Annotated in this window: 13 protein-coding genes and 1 riboswitch; of the genes, 8 read left to right on the top strand and 5 right to left on the bottom strand. The window is 72.0% G+C overall.

The window, feature by feature from the left end; all coding sequences use genetic code 11:
• Positions 1-13: 13 nt before the first annotated feature.
• The 3 genes from ACIGQF_RS27865 to ACIGQF_RS27855 all read right to left on the bottom strand — a co-directional run bounded on the left by ACIGQF_RS27865 (position 14) and on the right by ACIGQF_RS27855 (position 3705).
• Positions 14-688: a response regulator gene (locus tag ACIGQF_RS27865; RefSeq protein ID WP_399715496.1), complete on the bottom strand. Its 675-nt coding sequence runs from the start codon at positions 686-688 to the stop codon at positions 14-16.
• The gene (locus tag ACIGQF_RS27860) at positions 685-2412 is read right to left on the bottom strand and encodes an ATP-binding protein (protein ID WP_399715493.1); all 1728 of its coding nucleotides are present in this window, start codon (positions 2410-2412) and stop codon (positions 685-687) included. Before ACIGQF_RS27860 ends, ACIGQF_RS27865 begins: the two co-directional genes overlap by 4 nt.
• A 258-nt stretch (positions 2413-2670) precedes the next feature.
• The gene (locus tag ACIGQF_RS27855) at positions 2671-3705 is read right to left on the bottom strand and encodes a sucrase ferredoxin (RefSeq protein WP_399715489.1); all 1035 of its coding nucleotides are present in this window, start codon (positions 3703-3705) and stop codon (positions 2671-2673) included.
• A gap of 686 nt (positions 3706-4391) precedes the next feature.
• Between ACIGQF_RS27855 and ACIGQF_RS27850 the strand changes: the two genes are divergently transcribed.
• Positions 4392-5582 carry a CobW family GTP-binding protein gene (locus tag ACIGQF_RS27850; RefSeq protein WP_399715486.1) on the top strand — a complete coding sequence of 397 codons (1191 nt, stop codon included), beginning with the start codon at positions 4392-4394 and terminating at the stop codon, positions 5580-5582.
• A gap of 178 nt (positions 5583-5760) precedes the next feature.
• Here ACIGQF_RS27850 and ACIGQF_RS27845 read toward each other — a convergent pair whose 3' ends face one another.
• Positions 5761-8226, bottom strand: a complete 2466-nt coding sequence (locus tag ACIGQF_RS27845; RefSeq protein ID WP_399715484.1) for a DNA topoisomerase (ATP-hydrolyzing) subunit A — start codon at positions 8224-8226, stop codon at positions 5761-5763.
• A 341-nt stretch (positions 8227-8567) separates the two neighbouring features.
• Between ACIGQF_RS27845 and ACIGQF_RS27840 the strand changes: the two genes are divergently transcribed.
• The 4 genes from ACIGQF_RS27840 to ACIGQF_RS27825 all read left to right on the top strand — a co-directional run bounded on the left by ACIGQF_RS27840 (position 8568) and on the right by ACIGQF_RS27825 (position 13615).
• Positions 8568-9950, top strand: a complete 1383-nt coding sequence (locus ACIGQF_RS27840; protein ID WP_399715763.1) for a M16 family metallopeptidase — start codon at positions 8568-8570, stop codon at positions 9948-9950.
• 20 nt (positions 9951-9970) lie between these two features.
• Entirely contained in the window at positions 9971-11338 is a 1368-nt protein-coding gene (locus tag ACIGQF_RS27835) for a M16 family metallopeptidase (RefSeq protein WP_399715760.1), read from the top strand.
• A 343-nt stretch (positions 11339-11681) separates the two neighbouring features.
• Positions 11682-11840, top strand: a riboswitch (cyclic di-AMP (ydaO/yuaA leader).
• Positions 11841-11852: 12 nt separating this feature from the next.
• Positions 11853-12683, top strand: coding sequence for a M23 family metallopeptidase (locus ACIGQF_RS27830; protein ID WP_399715481.1), 831 nt, complete (start codon positions 11853-11855; stop codon positions 12681-12683).
• Between the two features lie 233 nt (positions 12684-12916).
• Positions 12917-13615, top strand: a complete 699-nt coding sequence (locus ACIGQF_RS27825) for a GntR family transcriptional regulator (protein WP_399715478.1) — start codon at positions 12917-12919, stop codon at positions 13613-13615.
• Positions 13616-13974: 359 nt separating this feature from the next.
• Here the strand turns inward: ACIGQF_RS27825 and ACIGQF_RS27820 are convergent, their stop codons facing one another.
• The gene (locus ACIGQF_RS27820) at positions 13975-14256 is read right to left on the bottom strand and encodes an HPr family phosphocarrier protein (RefSeq protein ID WP_030260828.1); all 282 of its coding nucleotides are present in this window, start codon (positions 14254-14256) and stop codon (positions 13975-13977) included.
• A gap of 248 nt (positions 14257-14504) precedes the next feature.
• On the opposite strand from ACIGQF_RS27820, the gene ACIGQF_RS27815 reads away from it, so the two are divergent.
• From ACIGQF_RS27815 to ACIGQF_RS27805, 3 genes are read left to right on the top strand one after another with little or no spacing between them, the layout of a single operon-like run.
• Positions 14505-17441 (top strand): GNAT family N-acetyltransferase, encoded by a 2937-nt coding sequence (locus tag ACIGQF_RS27815; RefSeq protein ID WP_399715474.1) that lies wholly within the window; start codon positions 14505-14507, stop codon positions 17439-17441.
• A 59-nt stretch (positions 17442-17500) separates the two neighbouring features.
• A complete protein-coding gene (locus tag ACIGQF_RS27810) occupies positions 17501-18091 on the top strand; it encodes a DUF5998 family protein (protein WP_361562956.1) in 591 nt (196 codons plus the stop codon).
• Entirely contained in the window at positions 18091-19290 is a 1200-nt protein-coding gene (locus tag ACIGQF_RS27805) for an alkaline phosphatase family protein (RefSeq protein WP_399715471.1), read from the top strand. Before ACIGQF_RS27810 ends, ACIGQF_RS27805 begins: the two co-directional genes overlap by 1 nt.
• Positions 19291-19447 lie beyond the last annotated feature (157 nt).

Below are 19447 nucleotides of genomic sequence, written 5' to 3'. Positions count from 1 at the left end.
CTCGTGAGCCCGCTCAGACCCAGTCGTACCGGTGCTCCGGCCGGCCCGTCTCGCCGTACCGGAGCGTCAGCCTGACCCGCCCGGCGCGCTCCAACAGCTTCAGGTAGCGCTGGGCGGTCTGGCGGCTCAGCCCCGCCTGCCGCGCCACCTCCTGCGCCGACAGCGCGCCGTCGGCGGAGCGCAGGACGGACCGCACCCGGTCGGCCGTGGCCGTGGAATGCCCCTTCGGCAGCTCGGCGGAGCCCGCGTTGGCGGCACCCAGCGCCCCGAAGATCCGGTCCACCTCGGACTGCTCCGCCTGCCCGCCGTCCTCGAAGGTCCGCCGCAGCGCGGCATACCCCTCCAGCTTCGACCGCAGCCCCGCGAACGTGAACGGCTTGACGAGGTACTGCAGCGCGCCGTGCCGCATGGCGGCCCGCACGGTGGCGACGTCACGCGCCGCCGTCACCATGATCACGTCCGTGTGCAGGCCGTGCTGCCGCAACCGGGCCACCAATTGCAGCCCCGTCTCGTCCGGGAGGTAGTGGTCCAGCAGCACGAGGTCGACCGGCGTGCTCTTCAGAACAGCCAGCGCCTCAGCGGCCGTGTGCGCCTGCGCCACGACCCGGAAACCGGCGATCTTCGCCACGTACGCGGCATTGATCCCCGCCACCCGGACATCGTCGTCGACGACGAGTACGTCGATCATTGTGCGCCTCCCGTGGGACCCGCCAACGATTCCCCATCCACTACCGAACCGTGCGCCTCGGACAGGGCGTCCGCGAGCGCGTCGGGGAGCGTCACCGTGAACCGCGCGCCGCCACCCGGACGCTCGTCCACCTCCGCGCCGCCCCCGTAGCGCTCGGCCAGCCGCCGCACGAGGACCAGCCCGATCCCGCGCTTCCCGTGCGCCGGCGGCTCCTTCGTGGTCCACCCCTCCGTGAAGATCTCCTGACGCCGCTCCCGCGGCACCCCCGGACCGTTGTCACTGACCCGCACGATCGCCGTACGGCCCTCGGTGCGCACCTCGACCTCGACCTGTCCGTCCCGCTCACCCGCCGCCGCGTCCAGCGCGTTGTCGACCAGATTGCCGACGACCGTCACCAGGCCGTGCGGATCCACCACCCGGTCCGGCAGCCGCGTCGACGTCGCGATGCTCAACGACACCCCGCGCTCGGCCGCGACCGTCGCCTTGCCCACCAGCAGCGCCGCCAGCAACGGATCGTGCACCCGCTCGGTGACCTGCTCGGCCGTGGCCCGGTGCACCCCGACCGCGTGCGTCACGAACTCCACCGCCTCCTCGTACAGGCCCAGTTCGAGCAGCCCGAGGAGCGTGTGCAGCCGGTTGGCGTGCTCGTGGTCCTGCGCCCGCAACGCGTCGATCAGCCCCCGCGTACCGTCCAGCTCCCGGCCCAGCCGCTCCAGCTCCGTACGGTCCCGCAGCGTCACCACGGCGCCGCCGTCGTCCGTCGGCATCCGGTTGGCCACCAGGACACGCTGCCCACTGACGGTGAGCAGATCGGCCCCCGAAGCACGCCCGGCCAGCACGTCCGTCGTACGCCCCGGTGGCAGCACCGACTCCAAGGAGCGCCCGGTGTCCTCGGCCCGGAGGTCCAGCAGCCGCTGCGCCTCGTCGTTCATCAGCCGGATGCGCCCCTGCCCGTCCAGCGCGACGAACCCCTCGCGGATGCCGTGCAGCATCGCCTCCCGCTCGGCGAGCAGCGCCGAGATGTCGGAGAAGGCCAGGTCATGAGTGCGACGCTGAAGCCGACGGGCAACGAGGTAGGCCGCGAGCGCACCCACCGCCAGCGCCCCGCCCGCGTACGCCAGCAGATCCGGCACGGTCGACAGCAGTCGCTGCTGCACGCTCTCGTACGCGATGCCCACCGACACGGCACCGACGATGCGGCCGTCCTCGTTCCGCAACGGCACCTTGCCGCGCGCCGAGCGTCCGAGGGTGCCCTCGTCGATCTGCATGATGTCCCGCCCGGCGAGAGCGGCGCTCGGGTCCGTGGAGACGTGCCGCCCGATCTCCCTCGGATCGGTGTGCGACCACCGCACCCCGTGCTCATCCATGACCACGACGTACTCGGCGCCCGTAGCCCGGCGAATCCGTTCCGCTGCCGCCTGGACCGGGCCGCCGCGAGAGGGCCGGGAAGCCTCAAGCGCCTCGTCCAGGCGCGGCTGGGCAGCGGTCGTCTGGGCGATGGCCAGAGCACGGCGCATGGCCTGATCGTCCAGCTGCGCACTGAGCGGCGCGAGGAAGAGGCCGGTCGCCAGCGCGGTCACCCCGGCTGCGATGGCCAGCTGCACCAGCAGGACCTGCGCGAACACACGGCGCGGCCAGCGCAGCCGCAGCCACACCCGGCCGCCGCTCCGCGGCTCACCGGCCGTCCCGGGCCCGCCCGCTCTCTCCTCGGCTCTGTCGCCCATAGGAACGAACAGTAAGCGGGGTCGCGGAGGCGGGGTAATCGCGGGGCCAGGACGAACCACTGGGTGACCGTGGGTGACAGCGGACGGCGGTGGGAAAACCGGTGCCCTCCGGCGAAAGTTATCCACAGGCCGCCCGCGTCTCGGTCAGAATCGCCTAACCTTCAGTCGTGATCACGGAGAGTGATCGAGCGGGCGCGACGATCAGTGGTCACCGCAATCGCAAGATCGCAACCCGTGTCATGCCGCACGGGCGACGGATCAGGCGGCGGACCCGGTGGCGGGTGCGTTCGTGGAGCCGGTCAGTGGTTTCGCGTGGGAAACATCGGCACTGGCAACGGGGCCGGCGGCAGGATCGACAACGGGATCGGCAACGGGGGAGTGGGCAGTGATGCCTGAAACGAACATGTACGTCGGCGGAGCGATGGCGGCTCCACAACTGGCCGGAGCGGCAGCATCACCGGTCCGCTGCTCGACGACGACCTGCCAGGAGCGGCCGTCGGCATGCGCGAGCGTGACGACCCAGGAAGGAGAATCGCCTCCCGCGGACGCCCGGACTTCCGTGCCGGTGACATCGAGGGCGGCGGCACGCTCCTCACCGATCGCCTCACGGACCGCGAGATCCGCCGCCTGCGCCGGCCGGTCCCAGGTGGAGCGGCCCCGGCAGTGGTCGATGACGACACGCCCGTCACGCGCCGCTACGACGGCGTCCTTCACCAGCGGTGCCTCGGCCCGGCCGTACGCGTATCCGTACGGCAGCACGAAGAGCGTGGGGGAGAAGCGGTGGCCACCGATGTGCGTGACCTCCCATGCCTCCATACCGTCCGCCGCCAGCTCCGCGGCGAGCGGCCGGCCGAGCACGGCACAGCAACGATCACGCTTGCCATTGGTGCACACGAGCACCGGTGGTTCGCCCTCGTACGGCTCCCAGATACCGCCGTGCTCGCCCGCACTCAGCGCGGCGAAGTCCAGATCGCGGAGCGAGGCAGGGTCCGCGATGTGCGTCGAGCGGATCCAGGACCGGCCGGGTGCGGTGTGGGCGAGGAAAACGCGGCGCGGCGCCCCGGCCCGGCGGTCGGCGTGCCGGCCGGGACGGCGGATGAGGGCGACGCGTACGTCGGTGTCCGCGGTGGCGGCCTCCAGGGCGCGGCCGACTGCCGGATCGAGATGGCTGTCGGTGAGTGCCTGGGCGCCCCAGGGTCCGCTCTGCTCGATGAGAAGCCAGGTACGGGCGGTGGCCGCCGTACCGGCCAGAGGTTCGGCCGCCATACGGGAGGCGGTTGCGCAGGTACTCACATAGGTGACCCTAACCTGAGTACCGCGTCCCCGACGGACACCGCAGCCGCAATGTCCGGAGCCCGCCGCTGCGTTTCCCCGCGCCAGGCCCTGAGCCCGCGCGATAGACGCGAAATGACCGCTTTCCGCCGTTCGGGTGAAGGGGCGGGGTTGGGAGTGAGGGGGGAGGGGCCCCGGGGTGGAGAGGCGAGGCGCGGCGCCGGGTGAGAAGGCGTGAGGTACGGAGTCGGGTGAGAGGGCGTGAGCTGCGGCGCCGGGTGAGAAGGCGCGAGCTACGGCGCCGGGTGAGAAGGCGCCGGGTCAGGGGGCGGGGAGAGCGAGGCTGTGAGCATTGGGGGAGCAGCGAAGTGTGGCGGTGGCGCCAATATCCTGGAGGGGTCGGCGGGCTGGTGATCGTTCCGGTCATCAGGGGCGTACGACGGTAGGCAGTACGCGGAGTGGTCTCCGGGGTGGCTGTCTCCCGGCTGGGCCGTGTCCGTCGTGCTCGACTCCCGTACTCAGTACCGACCGGACGCACTGGAGGCGCCCCCTTGACCAGCAGCAGCACGCAGTACCCGGGTTCCTCGACGCCGGATGCCGAGGGGTATGGGACTGCCCGAGGCGCGGCGGCGGACCCGGAGTCGGCTTTCGGGCAGGGGCCGGTGCCGGTTGTCGAGGGGCCTGTGGCGCCGCAGATTCCGGTAGTTGTGCTTGCCGGGTTCTTGGGTTCCGGCAAGACGACCCTGCTGAATCATCTGCTGAGCCGGAGCGGCGGCACACGGATCGGGGCGGTCGTCAACGACTTCGGGGCGATCGAGATCGACGCGATGCTGGTCGCGGGCCAGGTCGACTCCATGGTGTCGCTGGGGAACGGGTGCCTGTGCTGCGCGGTCGACACCAGCGAGCTGGACACCTACCTGGAGCGCCTGGCGCGGCCGTCCTCCCACATCGACGTCATCGTCATCGAAGCCAGCGGCCTGGCCGAGCCGCAGGAGCTGATCCGGATGATCCTGGCCAGCGACAGCGACCGGATCGTGTACGGCGGGCTGGTCGAGGTGGTCGACGCGGCGGAGTTCGAGAACACCCGCACCCGCCACCCGGAGCTGGACCGGCATCTGGGTATCGCGGACCTCGTGGTTCTCAACAAGGCCGATCGGGTCGGTGACGGCCGGCGTACGGAGTTGCTGGGCACGCTCGGGCAACTGGCACCCGGTACGCCTGTGGTGTCTGCCGCGTACGGGCGCGTCGACCCGGAGCTGCTCTTCGAGCGGCGGCCTCGGGAAGGCGTGTCCGAGGGGCAGATGTCCTTCGAGGACCTGCTCCGGGAGGAAGTCGAGTACGAGGAGGAAGCCGAGCACGGGGAGGAAGCCGGCGTCGGCGCTGGTGGCGGACATGAGCGCTGTGACGGGCACGGGCACGGGCATGGTCATGGGCGGCATCTGCACTCGGCCTACGAGACGGTCGAGTTCACGTCGGCCGAGCCGATGCACCCGCGGCGGTTGATGGAGTTCCTGGACGCGCGGCCCGCCGGGCTGTACCGCATCAAGGGGTTCGTGCACTTCGGGGTGGAGGGGAGTAGGCAGAAGTTCACCGTGCACGCGGTCGGCGGCTTCCTGCGGTTCTACCCCGGTGAGTGGGACGCGGAGGAGGAGCGGCTCACGCAGCTGGTGCTCATCGGGTCCGGCATCGACGCTCCGGACCTGCGCAAGCAGCTGGACGCCTGCCGGGACACCGCCCCCGAGGAGACCGACCCGCACGCGATGTGGGGCGTACTGCGATACGTACCGTCCGCCGCGCCCGACGAAGAACCGGACGAGACGGACGAGACGGAGGAGACGGGAGAGACGGGAGAGATGGAAGAGACGGAGGGGATGGAAGAGTCGGTGGAGGGCGAGTAAAGCGGGAGCTGTCCCGCAGGGGCGGCCGCCGCACCCCCCAACGCTCCACCTCTCCCCAACGCTCCCCCTACGCTCCACCGCCCCCACAACCGCCGAAGCCCGGTGTCGTACGCCCCCGAGGCCGCACGACACCGGGCTTCAGCCAGACGACCCCACGTCTGTCCTGCACCGTCCGTCCCTACACCGGCCCGGCCAAAGCCCCCACCGACTTGGCCAGCGGCATGCCCGAGCCGTCGCGGCGCGGGTCGGGGTCGGGGAGGGGGACCGGGGCGCCCTTGGTGTCCGCGGCGCGGGCCGGGGCGGCGCCGGCCCAGGCCAGGATGAGGTGGTCCTCGCCCTTCAGGAAGCGCTGGCAGCGGACGCCGCCGGTCGCGCGGCCCTTGCGCGGGTACTGGTCGAACGGGGTGAGCTTGGCGGTGCTGACGCCGTCGTCCAGGGTGCCGTGCGAGCCGGAGACGGTGAAGACGACCGCGTCGGCGGCCGGGTCGACGGCGGTGAAGGAGATGACCTTCGCTTCGGGGCCGACCTTGATGCCGGCCATGCCGCCGGCGGCGCGGCCCTGCGGGCGTACCTGCGCGGCGGGGTAGCGGAGCAGCTGGGCCTCGTCGGTGATGAAGACGAGGTCCTCCTCGCCGGTGCGCAGTTCGACGGCGCCGACGACGCGGTCACCGTCCTTGAGGGAGATGACCTCCAACTCCTCCTTGTGGGCCGGATAGTCCGGTACGACTCTCTTCACCACGCCGTGTTCCGTGCCCAGGGCCAGGCCCGGTGAGGATTCGTCGAGGGTGGTGAGGCAGATCAGCTCCTCGCCGTCCTCCAGGGTGAGGAATTCGGAGATCTTCGCGCCGCCGGACAGGCTGGGTGCGGCGGCTGTCTCCGGTAGCTGGGGCAGGTCGATGACCGACAGGCGCAGCAGCCGTCCCGTGGAGGTGACCGCGCCGACCTCGGCGCGGGCGGTGGCGGGTACGGCGGAGACGATGACGTCGTGCTTGGCGCGCTTGGCGTCGATGTCGAAGGAGCCCTCGCCGCCCGACGTGCGCGCCAGGAGGCCCGTGGAGGACAGCAGGACGCGGCAGGGGTCGTCGGCGACCTCCAGGGGCACCGCGGCGGCGGTGGCGCCGGAGGACTCCAGCAGGACGGTGCGGCGGTCGGTGCCGTACTTCTTGGCGACCGCGGCCAGTTCGCTGGAGACCAGCTTGCGCAGCTCGGCGTCGGAGTCGAGGATCTTGGTCAGCTTCTCGATGTCGGCGCGGAGGGTGTCGCGCTCGGATTCCAGCTCGATGCGGTCGAACTTGGTGAGGCGGCGCAGCGGGGTGTCGAGGATGTACTGCGTCTGGATGTCGCTCAGCCCGAAGCGCTCGATCAGGCGCTGCTTGGCCTCGGCGCTGTTCTCGCTGGAGCGGATGAGGCGGATGACCTCGTCGATGTCGATGAGGGCGGTGAGCAGGCCCTCGACGAGGTGCAGTCGGTCGCGCTTCTTGGTGCGGCGGAACTCGCTGCGGCGGCGCACCACGGTGAAGCGGTGGTCGACGTAGACCTCCAGGAGTTCCTTCAGGCCCAGCGTCAGCGGCTGGCCGTCGACCAGCGCGACGTTGTTGATGCCGAAGGACTCCTCCATGGGCGTGAGCTTGTAGAGGCTCTCCAGGACGGCTTCGGGGTTGAAGCCGTTCTTGATCTCGATGACGAGGCGGAGGCCGTGCTCGCGGTCGGTGAGGTCCTTGACGTCGGCGATGCCCTGGAGCTTCTTTGCGCCGACCAGGTCCTTGATCTTGGAGATGACCTTCTCGGGGCCGACCGTGAAGGGCAGTTCGGTGACGACGAGGCCCTTGCGGCGCGCGGTGACGTTCTCGACGGTCGCGGTGGCGCGCATCTTGAAGGAGCCGCGGCCCTTTTCGTACGCGTCGCGGATGCCGGAGAGGCCGACAATGCGGCCGCCGGTGGGCAGGTCCGGCCCCGGGACGTACTTCATGAGCGTCTCGAGGTCGGCGTTGGGGTGCTTGATGAGGTGCCGGGCGGCGGCGATGACCTCGCCGAGGTTGTGCGGCGGCATGTTGGTCGCCATGCCGACGGCGATGCCGGAGGCGCCGTTGACGAGGAGGTTCGGGTAGGCCGCCGGGAGGGCGACCGGTTCCTGCTCCTGGCCGTCGTAGTTGGGCTGGAAGTCGACGGTGTCCTCGTCGATGGACTCCGTCATCAGGGACGTGGCGGAGTCCATGCGGCATTCGGTGTACCGCATGGCGGCGGGCGGGTCGTCGTTGCCGAGCGAGCCGAAGTTGCCGTGGCCGTCGACCAGCGGCAGCCGCATGGAGAAGGGCTGCGCCATGCGCACCAGCGCGTCGTAGATGGACGCGTCGCCGTGCGGGTGGAGCTTACCCATGACCTCGCCGACGACGCGGGCGCACTTGACGTACCCGCGGTCGGGGCGGAGGCCCATCTCGTTCATTTGGTACAGGATGCGGCGGTGTACGGGCTTGAGGCCGTCGCGTGCGTCGGGCAGGGCGCGCGAGTAGATGACCGAATACGCGTACTCCAGGAAGGAACCCTGCATCTCATCGACGACGTCGATGTCGAGGATCCGCTCCTCGAAGTCCTGGGGCTCGGGGGTGCCCCCTGAGGGTCGGGTCTTCGTGCTGCGGCGGGCCATCGCGGCTGCGGCTCCTTCGCTCGAACTCGGCTTCGCTTACGGCTGGGCGTCTGCTGTTCCGGCGGGGCGGCGCGAGTGCGTGTCCGTCCTGCCGGGCGGCAGGCTCGGTGCCGGTGCTGGGTGCTCAACGGCTGAGCCTGTCGCGGACCATTGTGGCCCGCGGGTCTGACATCGCCGACCGCGACCCGTCCGTACGCCCGTCCGAGCCGGATGTGCGGCGGGCCTCGTTCCGGGGAATCTCCTTGCGGCGGGGTGCCGGGCGGGAACTTCGCCAGATGTCGGCGCGCTTGCATACAGTGACAGAACTTCCTCGCAAGCGGATCGAAGGGACGTACATGCCCATGGGTCACACGGCCACAGAACAAGCCGGGTCCGGCGGCCTGACAGCGACCGAGCACCGGCTGGCCAACGGCCTGCGCGTGGTGCTCTCCGAGGACCACCTGACCCCCGTCGCGGCGGTCTGCCTGTGGTACGACGTCGGCTCCCGGCACGAGGTGAAGGGCCGCACGGGCCTTGCGCACCTCTTCGAGCACCTGATGTTCCAGGGCTCGGCGCAGGTGAAGGGCAACGGTCACTTCGAGCTGGTGCAGGGCGCCGGCGGTTCGCTCAACGGCACCACGAGCTTCGAGCGGACGAACTACTTCGAGACCATGCCGGCCCATCAGCTGGAGCTCGCCCTGTGGCTGGAGGCGGACCGGATGGGTTCGCTGCTGGCCGCGCTGGACGAGGAGTCGCTGGAGAACCAGCGCGACGTGGTGAAGAACGAGCGCCGCCAGCGGTACGACAACGTGCCTTACGGTACGGCGTTCGAGAAGCTGACGGCGATGGCCTACCCGGAGGGCCACCCGTACCACCACACGCCCATCGGGTCGATGGCCGATCTGGACGCGGCGTCTCTGGAGGACGCGCGGCAGTTCTTCCGTACGTACTACGCGCCGAACAACGCCGTGCTGTCCATCGTGGGCGACATCGACCCCGAGCAGACGCTGGCCTGGGCGGAGAAGTACTTCGGCTCCATCCCTGGCCACGACGGCAAGCAGCCGCCGCGGGACGGTTCGCTGCCCGGGACCATGGGCCGGGAGCTGCGGGAGGTCGTGCACGAGGAGGTGCCTTCGCGGGCCCTCATGGCGGCGTACCGGCTGCCGCACGACGGCACCCGTGAGGCTGATGCCGCGGACGTGGCGTTGACGATCCTGGGTGGCGGCGAGTCCTCCCGCCTGTACAACCGCCTCGTGCGCCGCGACCGCAGCGCCGTCGCGGCGGGCTTCGGGCTGCTGCGTCTGGCGGGCGCGCCCTCGCTGGGCTGGCTGGACGTGAAGACGTCGGCCGGCGTGGAGGTGCCCGCCATCGAGCGCGCGGTGGACGAGGAGCTCAAGCGCTTCGCCGAGGAGGGCCCGACCGCCGAGGAGATGGAGCGGGCGCAGGCCCAGTTGGAGCGCGAGTGGCTGGACCGCCTGGAGACGGTCGCCGGGCGCGCGGACGAACTGTGCCGGTACGCGGTGCTGTTCGGTGACCCGCAGCTCGCGCTGAGCGCCGTACAGCGCGTTCTGGAGGTGACTCCGGAGGAGGTGCAGGCGGTCGCCGCGGCCCGGCTGCGTCCGGACAACCGCGCGGTGCTGGTCTACGAGCCGACCGGGCCCGCCGAGGCCGCCGCTGTGGAGGCCACCGAGGCCGACGCGACCGCCGCCCAGCACGACACCGAGACCGAGGAGGCGGCGCAGTGACCGAAGCCGTGACCCCCACCATGACGTTCCACCCGCAGCCGCAGGCCGGGCAGCCGAAGCCGTGGGCGTTCCCGGCGCCGGTGCGCGGCCGGCTCGGCAACGGCCTGACGGTGCTGCGCGCCGACCGGCCGGGCCAGCAGGTCGTCGCGGTCGAGATCAACCTCGTGGCGCCGCTGGAGGCCGAGCCCGCGGGCCTGGACGGTGTCGCCACCATCATGGCGCGCGCGCTCTCCGAGGGCACCGACAAGCACGACGCCGAGGAGTTCGCGGCCGAGCTGGAGCGGTGCGGCGCCACGCTGGACGCGCACGCCGACCATCCCGGTGTCCGGGTCTCCCTCGAAGTACCGGCCTCGCGTCTCACGAGGGCGCTGGGCCTGCTGGCCGACGCGCTGCGTGCCCCGGCCTTCCCCGACGGCGAGATCGAGCGCCTGGTGCGCAACCGTCTGGACGAGATCCCGCACGAGCTGGCGAATCCGGGGCGCCGGGCGGCGATGGCGCTGTCCAAGCAGCTGTTCCCGGCCACGGCCCGGATGTCCCGGCCGCGGCAGGGCACGGAGGAGACGGTGGCGCGTATCGGCGCCGCCGCGGTGCGTGCCTTCTACGAGGCGCATGTGCGTCCGGGGACGGCCACGGCCGTGGTCGTCGGTGACTTCGCCGGGGTGGACCTGGACGCGGCGCTGGAGGAGACCCTCGGGGCGTGGGCGGGCTCGACCGCGGAGCCGGTGGCGGCCTCGCCCATCGTGGCCGACGACACCGGCCGCGTCGTGATCGTGGACCGGCCCGGTGCGGTGCAGACCCAGCTGCTGATCGGCCGCATCGGCGCCGACCGGCACGACCGGGTGTGGCCGGCGCAGGTGCTCGGCACGTACTGCCTGGGCGGCACGCTGACGTCCCGGCTGGACCGTGTGCTGCGCGAGGAGAAGGGCTACACGTACGGCGTCCGGGCGTTCGGCCAAGTGCTGCGGTCCTCCGCCGACGGTACGGGCGCCGCGATGCTGGCCATCAGTGGCTCGGTGGACACCGCCTCTACGGGGCCCGCGCTGGAGGACCTCTGGAAGGTGCTGCGGACGCTGGCCGCCGAGGGGCTGACCGACGCCGAGCGGGACGTGGCGGTGCAGAACCTGGTCGGTGTGGCGCCGCTGAAGTACGAGACGGCTGCTGCTGTCGCGGGGACGCTCGCCGACCAGGTCGAGCAGGAGCTTCCCGACGACTTCCAGGCGCAGCTGTACCGGCGGATGGCCGAGACGGGCACGGTCGAGGCGACCGCCGCCGCGGTCAGCGCCTTCCCGGTGGACCGGCTGGTGACGGTTCTGGTGGGCGACGCCGCGGAGATCGCGGAGCCGGTGCGGAAGCTGGGCATCGGCGAGGTGTCGGTCGTCAAGGGCTGATGCGGAGCGGGCCGGCGGCGGAGCTGTACCGCCGCCGGACGTCGCGGTAACGGTTGTGAATTCGCCCGCGCCGTACGGCGGGAGGGCGGGCCGGAACGGGGCGTACCGGTGCCGTCACGGGGTGGCGTGAAAGCCGTCAACGCCGCCCACATATCAGGACATAGTGGATCCCGGGTCGCCAATGCGGCCCGGGATCTCTGCTTTTGTCCGGAATGCAGTAGGTGGTTGCTCGCGAGCCGTGTGGCGTCCGGCACAAACTCCTGTTTCTGTTTGCTGATCGCGAGATGTCCCGTTTAGCGTCGGTCCGGCTGTTCGACAGAAGTGCGCCGCACCCGCGGCCGCCGGGCAGTCATCGCCGAGTCCCCGTACGGCGCGAGCCAGGGGAGCCGGGGACCCACATGTCCCTTGGGGTGAATCGGGCGACTCCCCCCGGAGCCGCCCGTAGGAGACCTTCCTGCTCCGAACCCGTCAGCTAACCCGGTAGGCGAGAAGGAAGGAAAGGAGTGCGCCGGTCATGGCGTTCACCCGTGCCACCGGCAAGCACCGCCGCCCCGGCCGTGCTGCCCGGACCACCCGCAACATCGCCGGCATAGCCGCGGCGACCGGCGTCGCCGTTTCCATCGCCTCCCCGGCGCTGGCCGCGAACGAGGACCCGGCCGCCACCACCGACACCGGCCTCACCCGCGCCATCGCCGACACCGGCGACCGGGTCGCGGACAACATCGTCGCCCAGGCCGACGCGCAGGAGGAGGCCGCCGAGGTCGCCGCCGCCCGCGCCAAGGTCGAGGACGCGGCCGTCAAGAGCGCCGAGGACGCGAAGAAGAAGGCCCAGGACGAGCGCCGCAAGGCCGCCGAGGCCGCCAAGAAGAAGGCCGAGAAGAAGAAGGCCACCGAGGCCCGCGCCTCACGCTCGGAGGCCCGTACCACCCTCAGCGTCTCGGGCTTCGTCGCGCCGATCTCCGGCAGCTACGTCTCCACGCCGTACAGGGCCTCCAGCGGCCTGTGGTCCTCCGGCAGCCACACCGGCATCGACTTCCACGCCGCGTCCGGCACCGCCGTCCACGCCGTCGGCGCCGGCACCGTCGTCGAGGCCGGCTGGGGCGGCGCGTACGGCAACAACGTCGTCCTGAAGATGGACGACGGCACCTACACCCAGTACGGCCACCTGTCGTCCATCGGCGTCTCGGTCGGCCAGAAGGTCTCCGCGAACCAGCAGATCGCGCTGTCCGGCAACACCGGCAACACCACCGGCCCGCACCTGCACTTCGAGGCGCGCAGCGGCCCGGAGTACGGCTCGGACATCGACCCGATCGCGTACCTGCGCTCGCACGGCGTCAACGTCTGACGACCGCGCACCGTACGGCGCACTCCGCGTATCCCGAAGCCCCGGCCCGACGGCCGGGGCTTCGGCGCACCCGGACGCGCTTCCGTCCCCGCGTTCCCGCGCACCCCTTTCCTCGGCCAAAAAATATCCAGGAATTCGTCACGGCCATCGGAAAAGGCGGCCCGGTGTCATAGAGTCACGGAAAAGGCGCCGCCCGGCGGCGTTTCCGGAGGATTGCGGCGGAGGCACGGACGATGCGAGGAAATATTTCGGCGCATGTGGTCTGCACGGCGATTCGCGACGACATCGTCTCCGGCGCGTTCCCGCCCGGCTCCCGGCTGATCGAGGAACTGCTCGCCTCCCGGTACGGCGTCTCCCGCGTCCCCGTACGCGAAGCGCTGCGCACCCTGGAGTCCGAGGGGTTCGTCACCACTCGCCGGCACGCGGGCGCGTGCGTCGCCGAGCCGACCGAGCAGGAGGCCGCCGACCTCCTGGACATCTGCCTCCTCCTGGAGCCCCTGGGTGCCGCCCGTGCCGCGGCCCGCCGCTCCGCCGCGCACCTGAAGGTGCTGCGCGGCCTGGTCCGGCTGGGGCGCGCGAGAGCCCGCCACGGCAACCCCGACGACCTGCGCCAACTGGACGGCTGGTTCCACGGGACGCTCGCGCAGGCGAGCGGCAGCGCCAGTATGACGGCGCTGCTCGTGCAGGTACGCCGCAAGATCGACTGGGTGTACGCGGTCGACCTGGGGCGGATCTCGCCGGGGGACGTGGACCGCTACTGGCAGGAACTCGGCGCGATCGTGGACGCGGTGGCGCGCGGTGACGCCGAACGCGCCCGCGCACTGACCGCCGCACACGTGGAGCGCACGCTGCCCGCCCACCGGCTGCGCCGTCCCGCACCCGCGGTGAGGGAAGTGAAACCGTCCGTAAACATGGCGCGCGCCCAGAATTAACACCGCTGCCGTATACAACTCCTGGGGGAATTCTTCCCCTGTAATCGGCGTGCCTGGCGTGCCTGAATTCGGGAGTGCGAGTGCGGCGGGGTGGGGGTATTCCGTACGCGGCTTTACGCGTATGCCGCCGAATTCTACTCGGAGCACGGAGGCCCGGCCGGTAATTCCGTACAGGTCGGCAAGGGGGTCCGGTCCGCCGGACGTGGAACGGCTCGGACGCCGAACGGCCCCGCCGGACCCAGGGCGGCCTCCCACTGGACGTGGAACGGCCCCGCCCGTGACCCGTGGGGGCGGGTCACCGTGGCGGGGCCGTGAGAGGCCGTTCCGGCGGCGTGGGCCCGCCGGGTCTGCCCGAAGGGTCAGACCGTCTCCGGGAGCTCCTCGAGGCCCTCGGAGACGAGCTTCGCCAAGCGGTCCAGCGCCGCGTCGGCGCCGTCGGCGTCCGAAGCCAGCACGATCTCCTCGCCGCCCTGGGCGCCCAGGCCCAGGACCGCGAGCATGGAAGCGGCGTTGACGGGGTTGCCGTCGCCCTTGGCGATCGTGACCGGCACGCCGGAAGCGGTGGCCGCACGGACGAAGATCGAGGCGGGGCGGGCGTGCAGACCCTCGGCCCATCCGACATTGACGCGGCGCTCAGCCATTGTGTTGCCCTTCGGGTCGGAGAAGTTGTCTAGACCAGTGTCTCACGCGGGCACCGGTGGTCCGGTGTGCCCAGCCCGGGCGAGCGCTCGGATCCTAGAAGGCCAAGCCTGCGTCACGCCCCGGCTGTACGCATGCTGAGACCCGGTCGTACGCACCGTCCCGCCGCCGGGTACGTACGGTCGTCTCCGTGCAGCCTCCGGGGCACTTCGACCGGCCCCGGATACGCCACCGGTCGTACGCTGTCCGCATGGAGACGCCGTCGGATGCCGCCGCCTACCCCGCCCACTGGGAAGCCGACGTGGTGCTGCGTGACGGCGGCACCGCCCGGATCCGCCCCATCACCCCGGACGACGCGGAACGCCTGACCTCCTTCTACGAGCAGGTCTCCGACGAGTCGAAGTACTACCGCTTCTTCGCGCCCTACCCCCGGCTCTCCGACCGCGACGTGCACCGCTTCACCCACCACGACTACGTGGACCGGGTCGGACTCGCCGCCTTCGTGGGCGGCGAGATGATCGCCACGGTCCGGTACGACCGCATCAACGCCGACGGCCGCCCCGCCACCGGCCCCGACGCCGACCAGGCCGAGGTCGCCTTCCTCGTCCAGGACGCCCACCAGGGCCGCGGCGTGGCCTCCGCGCTGATGGAACACATCGCAGCGGTCGCCCGCGAACGCGGCATCCGACGCTTCGCCGCCGAGGTGCTGCCGGCCAACACCAAGATGATCAAGGTGTTCACGGACGCCGGGTACACCCAGAAGCGCACCTTCGAAGACGGCGTCGTCCGCCTCGAATTCGACCTCGAACCCACCGAGCAGTCCGTGGCCGTCATGCGCGGCCGCGAGCACCGCGCCGAGGCCCGCTCCGTACAGCGGCTGCTCGCCCCCGGCTCCGTCGCCGTCATCGGCACCGGCCGCGCCCCCGGAGGCGTCGGCCGCTCCGCCCTCCGGAACATCCTCGACTCCGGCTTCACCGGCCACACGTACGCCGTCAACCACGCCTTCCCCGAAGGCGGCAGCACGCTGGACCCGGAGGGCGTACCGGCCTACCGCTCGCTCCGCGACATCCCCGGTCCCGTCGACCTCGCCGTCGTGGCCGTACCCGCCGCACACGTCCCCGACGTCGTACAGGACTGCGGCGAACACGGCGTACAGGGGCTCGTCATCCTCACCTCCGGATATGCCGAGGCCGGCCCCGAAGGACGCGAGAAGCAGCGCGCACTGCTGCGCCAGGCCCGCTCCTACGGGATGCGGCTGGTCGGCCCGAACGCCTTCGGTCTGATCAACACCGCGGCCGGCGTCCGCCTCAACGCCTCCCTCTCGCCCCGGCTGCCCGGCGCCGGCCGCGTCGGCCTCTTCACCCAGTCCGGCGCGATCGGCATCGGACTGCTCAGCGCCCTCCACGAACGCGGCTCCGGGGACGGCGCCATCGCCGGGGTCTCCACCTTCGTGTCGGCCGGCAACCGCGCCGACGTCTCCGGCAACGACCTCCTCCAGTACTGGTACGAGGACCCCGCCACCGATGTCGCGCTGCTCTACCTGGAGTCGATCGGCAACCCCCGCAAGTTCACCCGGCTCGCCCGCCGCACCGCCGCCGCCAAGCCCGTCGTGGTCGTCAAGGGCGCCCGGCACAGCGGCACCGTCCCCCTCGGCCACACCGTCCCCGCCACCCGGGTCCCCGACTCCACCGTCTCCGCCCTGATGCGCCAGGCCGGCGTCATCCGCGTCGGCACCGTCACCGAACTGATCGACGCGGGTCTGCTGCTCGCCTCCCAGCCGCTCCCCGCCGGCCCCCGTGTCGCGATCCTCGGCAACTCCGAAGCGCTCGCCCTCCTCGCGTACGACGCCTGCCTCACCGAGGGCCTGCGCCCGCAGCACCCCCATGTGCTGCCCTTCGCCGCCACGACCGCCCAGTTCCGGGCCGCGCTGGCCGACGCCCTCGCCGGCGACCGCATCGACGCCGTCCTGATCACCGCGATCCCGTGGGTCGCCGAGGGCAGCAGCGCGGACCCCGAGGAGATCGCGGCCCTCGCCACCGCCCTGCGCGAGGCCGCGGCCGAAGGGCCCGCCAAGCCCGTCACCGTCGTCCACCTCGCCATGGAGGAGCTCGCCGGGGCGCTGTCGTGCACGGCGGACTCGTGCACGACGGACGGGGGGACGGCGGCCGGCGAAGGAGAGGGTCCGCATGGGCCGGAAGCCGAAGCCGCCCGTGGCGCTGCCACGCCGGAAGCCGACCATGACGCCGCCCCGCCGGAAGCCGCCGAGAACACCCCCGGGGCTCCCCAGGCGCGCCCCGGCGGCCTGCCCCGCATCCCCGCCTACCCCGCCGCCGAACGGGCCGTACGCGCCCTCGCCGAGGCCGTCCGGTACGCGGCCTGGCGCCGCGAGGCCGCGGCACCGGGCAGAGTCCCCGAGTACGACGACATCCAGGAAGCCGCGGCCGGTGCCGACATCGAGCGGCTGCTCGACGAGCTCACCACCGACGCCGAACCGCACCGCTCCGTGGCGCTGCCCGCCGACGAGGCCGCCGCCCTCCTGGGCCGCTACGGCATCCGCGTCCGCGCCGCACTCCCCGCACCCGACGCGGACGCCGCCGTACGCGCCGCCGAGGCTCTGGGCTACCCGGTCGCCCTGAAGACCACGGCCCCGCACCTGCGGCACCGCGCCGACCTCGGAGGCGTCCGCCTCGACCTCCCCGGAGAACGCGCACTCCGCCGCGCCTACCAGGAGCTGACCGACTTCCTCGGGAAGCCCGAAGAGCTGCGCCCCGTAGTGCAGGCGATGGTGCCCCGCGGCGTCGACACCCTCATCCGGGCCTCCATCGACCCCGCGGCCGGCGCCGTCCTCTCCTTCGGGCTCGCCGGCGCCCCCTCCCAGCTCCTCGGCGACACTGCGCACCGCCTCATCCCCGCCACCGACCGCGACGTCGCCGAACAGATCCGCTCCATCAGGAGCGCGCCGCTGCTGTTCGGATGGCGCGGCTCGCAGCCCGTGGACAGCGCGGCCCTGGAAGAACTGCTGCTGCGCCTCTCCCGGCTCGTCGACGACCACCCCGAGGTCGTCGGCATCGACCTCGAACCGGTCGTCGTCGCCCCCCACGGACTCTCCGTCCTCGGCGCCTCGGTGCGCCTCGCCCGCCCACCCGCCACCACCGACCTCGGCCCCCGCCGCCTCCCCGTGTACTGACCCCCGGCCTCCGTCGCCTGCGGGCCGTACCGCCCCCGGCGCCCCGTAGGATGGACCCCATGGCTAAGACCGGTACGACGACCCAGGGGCTGCGCGCGGCGATCGAGCGCAGCGGCTATTACCCGGCACTCGTGGCCGAGGCGGTGCAGGCCGCGATCGGCGGCGAGCCCGTGGTGTCGTACGTGGTCCACCAGGAGACGACCTTCGACGCCAATGAGGTCCGCCGCCACGTCACCGTCCTGGTCCTCACGGACACCCGCTTCATCGTCAGCCACACCGACGAGCAGGCCGCCGACGCCACGTCGCCGACCCCGTACGCCACCACCTCCACGGAGTCCGTGAAGCTCGGCCGCATCTCGTCCGTCGTGCTCAGCCGCGTCGTCGCCAACCCTGAGGCCTACACCCCCGGCCAGCTGCCCCGTGAGGTCGTGCTGACCATCGGCTGGGGCGCCGTCTCCCGGCTCGACCTGGAGCCCGCCAGCTGCGGCGACCCGAACTGCGAGGCCGACCACGGCTACACCGGGTCCTCCACCGCCGACGACCTCTCGCTGCGCGTCAGCGAGGCCGGCGACGGCCCGGACACCGTCCGGCAGACGCTCGCCTTCGCCCAGGCGCTCTCCGAAGCCACCGCCGCCTCGGCCGCCCGCTGATGGCGGGTTACGCCGTGGACCCGGCGTCCGCCTGGCCCGAACCGCTGGACCTCGACACCGCGCCGGTACCCCGCTACGGCACCGGCTCGCTCGCCGACCTGCTGCCCGCCATCACCGCCGGCCAGGGCCTGGCGCACGCGCAGCCGACGGGCCTGGAACTGGCCCCCGCGGACCGCGCCTGCGTCTTCCTGATCGACGGCCTGGGCTGGGACGTGCTGCGCGCCCACCCGGACGAGGCGCCCTTCCTCACCTCGCTGCTCGGCACGTCCATGAACGGCACCGGGCGCCCCATGACGGCAGGTTTCCCGTCCACCACGGCCACCTCGCTCGCCTCGGTCGGCACGGGCCTGCCGCCGGGCGCGCACGGCCTCGCCGGGTACACCGTCCAGGACCCCGGCACGGGCGAGCTGATGAACCAGCTGCGCTGGTACCCGTGGACCGACCCGCACGCCTGGCAGCCTTACCCCACGGTCTTCCAGCAGGCGGATGCCGCGGGCATCCACACCTGCCAGGTCTCCGCGCCCGACTTCGCGCGCACGCCGCTCACCCAGATCGCGCTCAGCGGCGGCACGTTCCACGGCAGGCTCTCCGGCGAGGACCGGATGGACCTGGCCGCCGAGCAGCTCGCCGCCGGCGACCGGTCGCTGGTCTACACGTACTACTCCGAGGTCGACGGCAAGGGGCACCGCTACGGCGTCGACTCCGACGCCTGGCGCGGCCAGCTGATGTACGTCGACCGCCTCGCGGAGCGCCTCGCCGAACAGCTGCCGCCGCGCTCGGCCCTGTATGTCACGGCCGACCACGGCATGATCGACATCCCGTTCGACCCGGAGTCGCGCGTCGACTTCGACGAGGACTGGGAGCTGAAGGCGGGCGTCCGCCTCCTGGGCGGCGAGGGCCGCTGCCGCCACCTGTACGCGCATCCGGGGGCGGCCGACGACGTGCTCGCCGTCTGGCGCGAGGTGGTCGGCGACCGGATGTGGGTGGCCGGGCGCGAGGAGGCGATCGCCGCCGGATGGTTCGGACCGCGCGTCGACGACCGGGTACGGGGCAGAATCGGTGATGTGGTGGCCGCCGCGCACGCCGACATGGTGATCATCGCAAGCGAGACCGAACCGCGGGAATCGGCCATGGTCGGCATGCACGGCTCCATGACCCCGGTCGAACAACTCGTCCCCCTCCTGGAAGTCCGCACCTGAACAACGGCGCCGAGGGCGTTGTCAGTGGCACCCGTTACTGTTTTGAGCAGGGGATCTCCTGCTCCCCCTATGGGGGAAGCGGGGGCGAATCGATCCGGCGGCGCGCATCGGTGCGGCAAGTGCCAGGGCTCCCTCGCGGCTCGGCGCCCGCCGCATG

The organism is Streptomyces sp. NPDC053560, from assembly GCF_044544605.1.
Taxonomy (GTDB): Bacteria; Actinomycetota; Actinomycetes; order Streptomycetales; family Streptomycetaceae; genus Streptomyces.
Note: the sequence above shows the minus strand (reverse complement) of the source record. Positions and strands in the feature narration are given on the sequence as shown.

Coding starts and splice junctions, on each gene's coding strand:
- ACIGQF_RS27865 (WP_399715496.1), bottom strand. CDS start 688: ATGATCGACGTACTCGTCGTCGACGACGATGTCCGGGTGGCGGGGATC.
- ACIGQF_RS27860 (WP_399715493.1), bottom strand. CDS start 2,412: ATGGGCGACAGAGCCGAGGAGAGAGCGGGCGGGCCCGGGACGGCCGGT.
- ACIGQF_RS27845 (WP_399715484.1), bottom strand. CDS start 8,226: ATGGCCCGCCGCAGCACGAAGACCCGACCCTCAGGGGGCACCCCCGAG.
- ACIGQF_RS27840 (WP_399715763.1), top strand. CDS start 8,568: ATGGGTCACACGGCCACAGAACAAGCCGGGTCCGGCGGCCTGACAGCG.
- ACIGQF_RS27835 (WP_399715760.1), top strand. CDS start 9,971: ATGACGTTCCACCCGCAGCCGCAGGCCGGGCAGCCGAAGCCGTGGGCG.
- ACIGQF_RS27830 (WP_399715481.1), top strand. CDS start 11,853: ATGGCGTTCACCCGTGCCACCGGCAAGCACCGCCGCCCCGGCCGTGCT.
- ACIGQF_RS27825 (WP_399715478.1), top strand. CDS start 12,917: ATGCGAGGAAATATTTCGGCGCATGTGGTCTGCACGGCGATTCGCGAC.
- ACIGQF_RS27820 (WP_030260828.1), bottom strand. CDS start 14,256: ATGGCTGAGCGCCGCGTCAATGTCGGATGGGCCGAGGGTCTGCACGCC.
- ACIGQF_RS27815 (WP_399715474.1), top strand. CDS start 14,505: ATGGAGACGCCGTCGGATGCCGCCGCCTACCCCGCCCACTGGGAAGCC.
- ACIGQF_RS27810 (WP_361562956.1), top strand. CDS start 17,501: ATGGCTAAGACCGGTACGACGACCCAGGGGCTGCGCGCGGCGATCGAG.
- ACIGQF_RS27805 (WP_399715471.1), top strand. CDS start 18,091: ATGGCGGGTTACGCCGTGGACCCGGCGTCCGCCTGGCCCGAACCGCTG.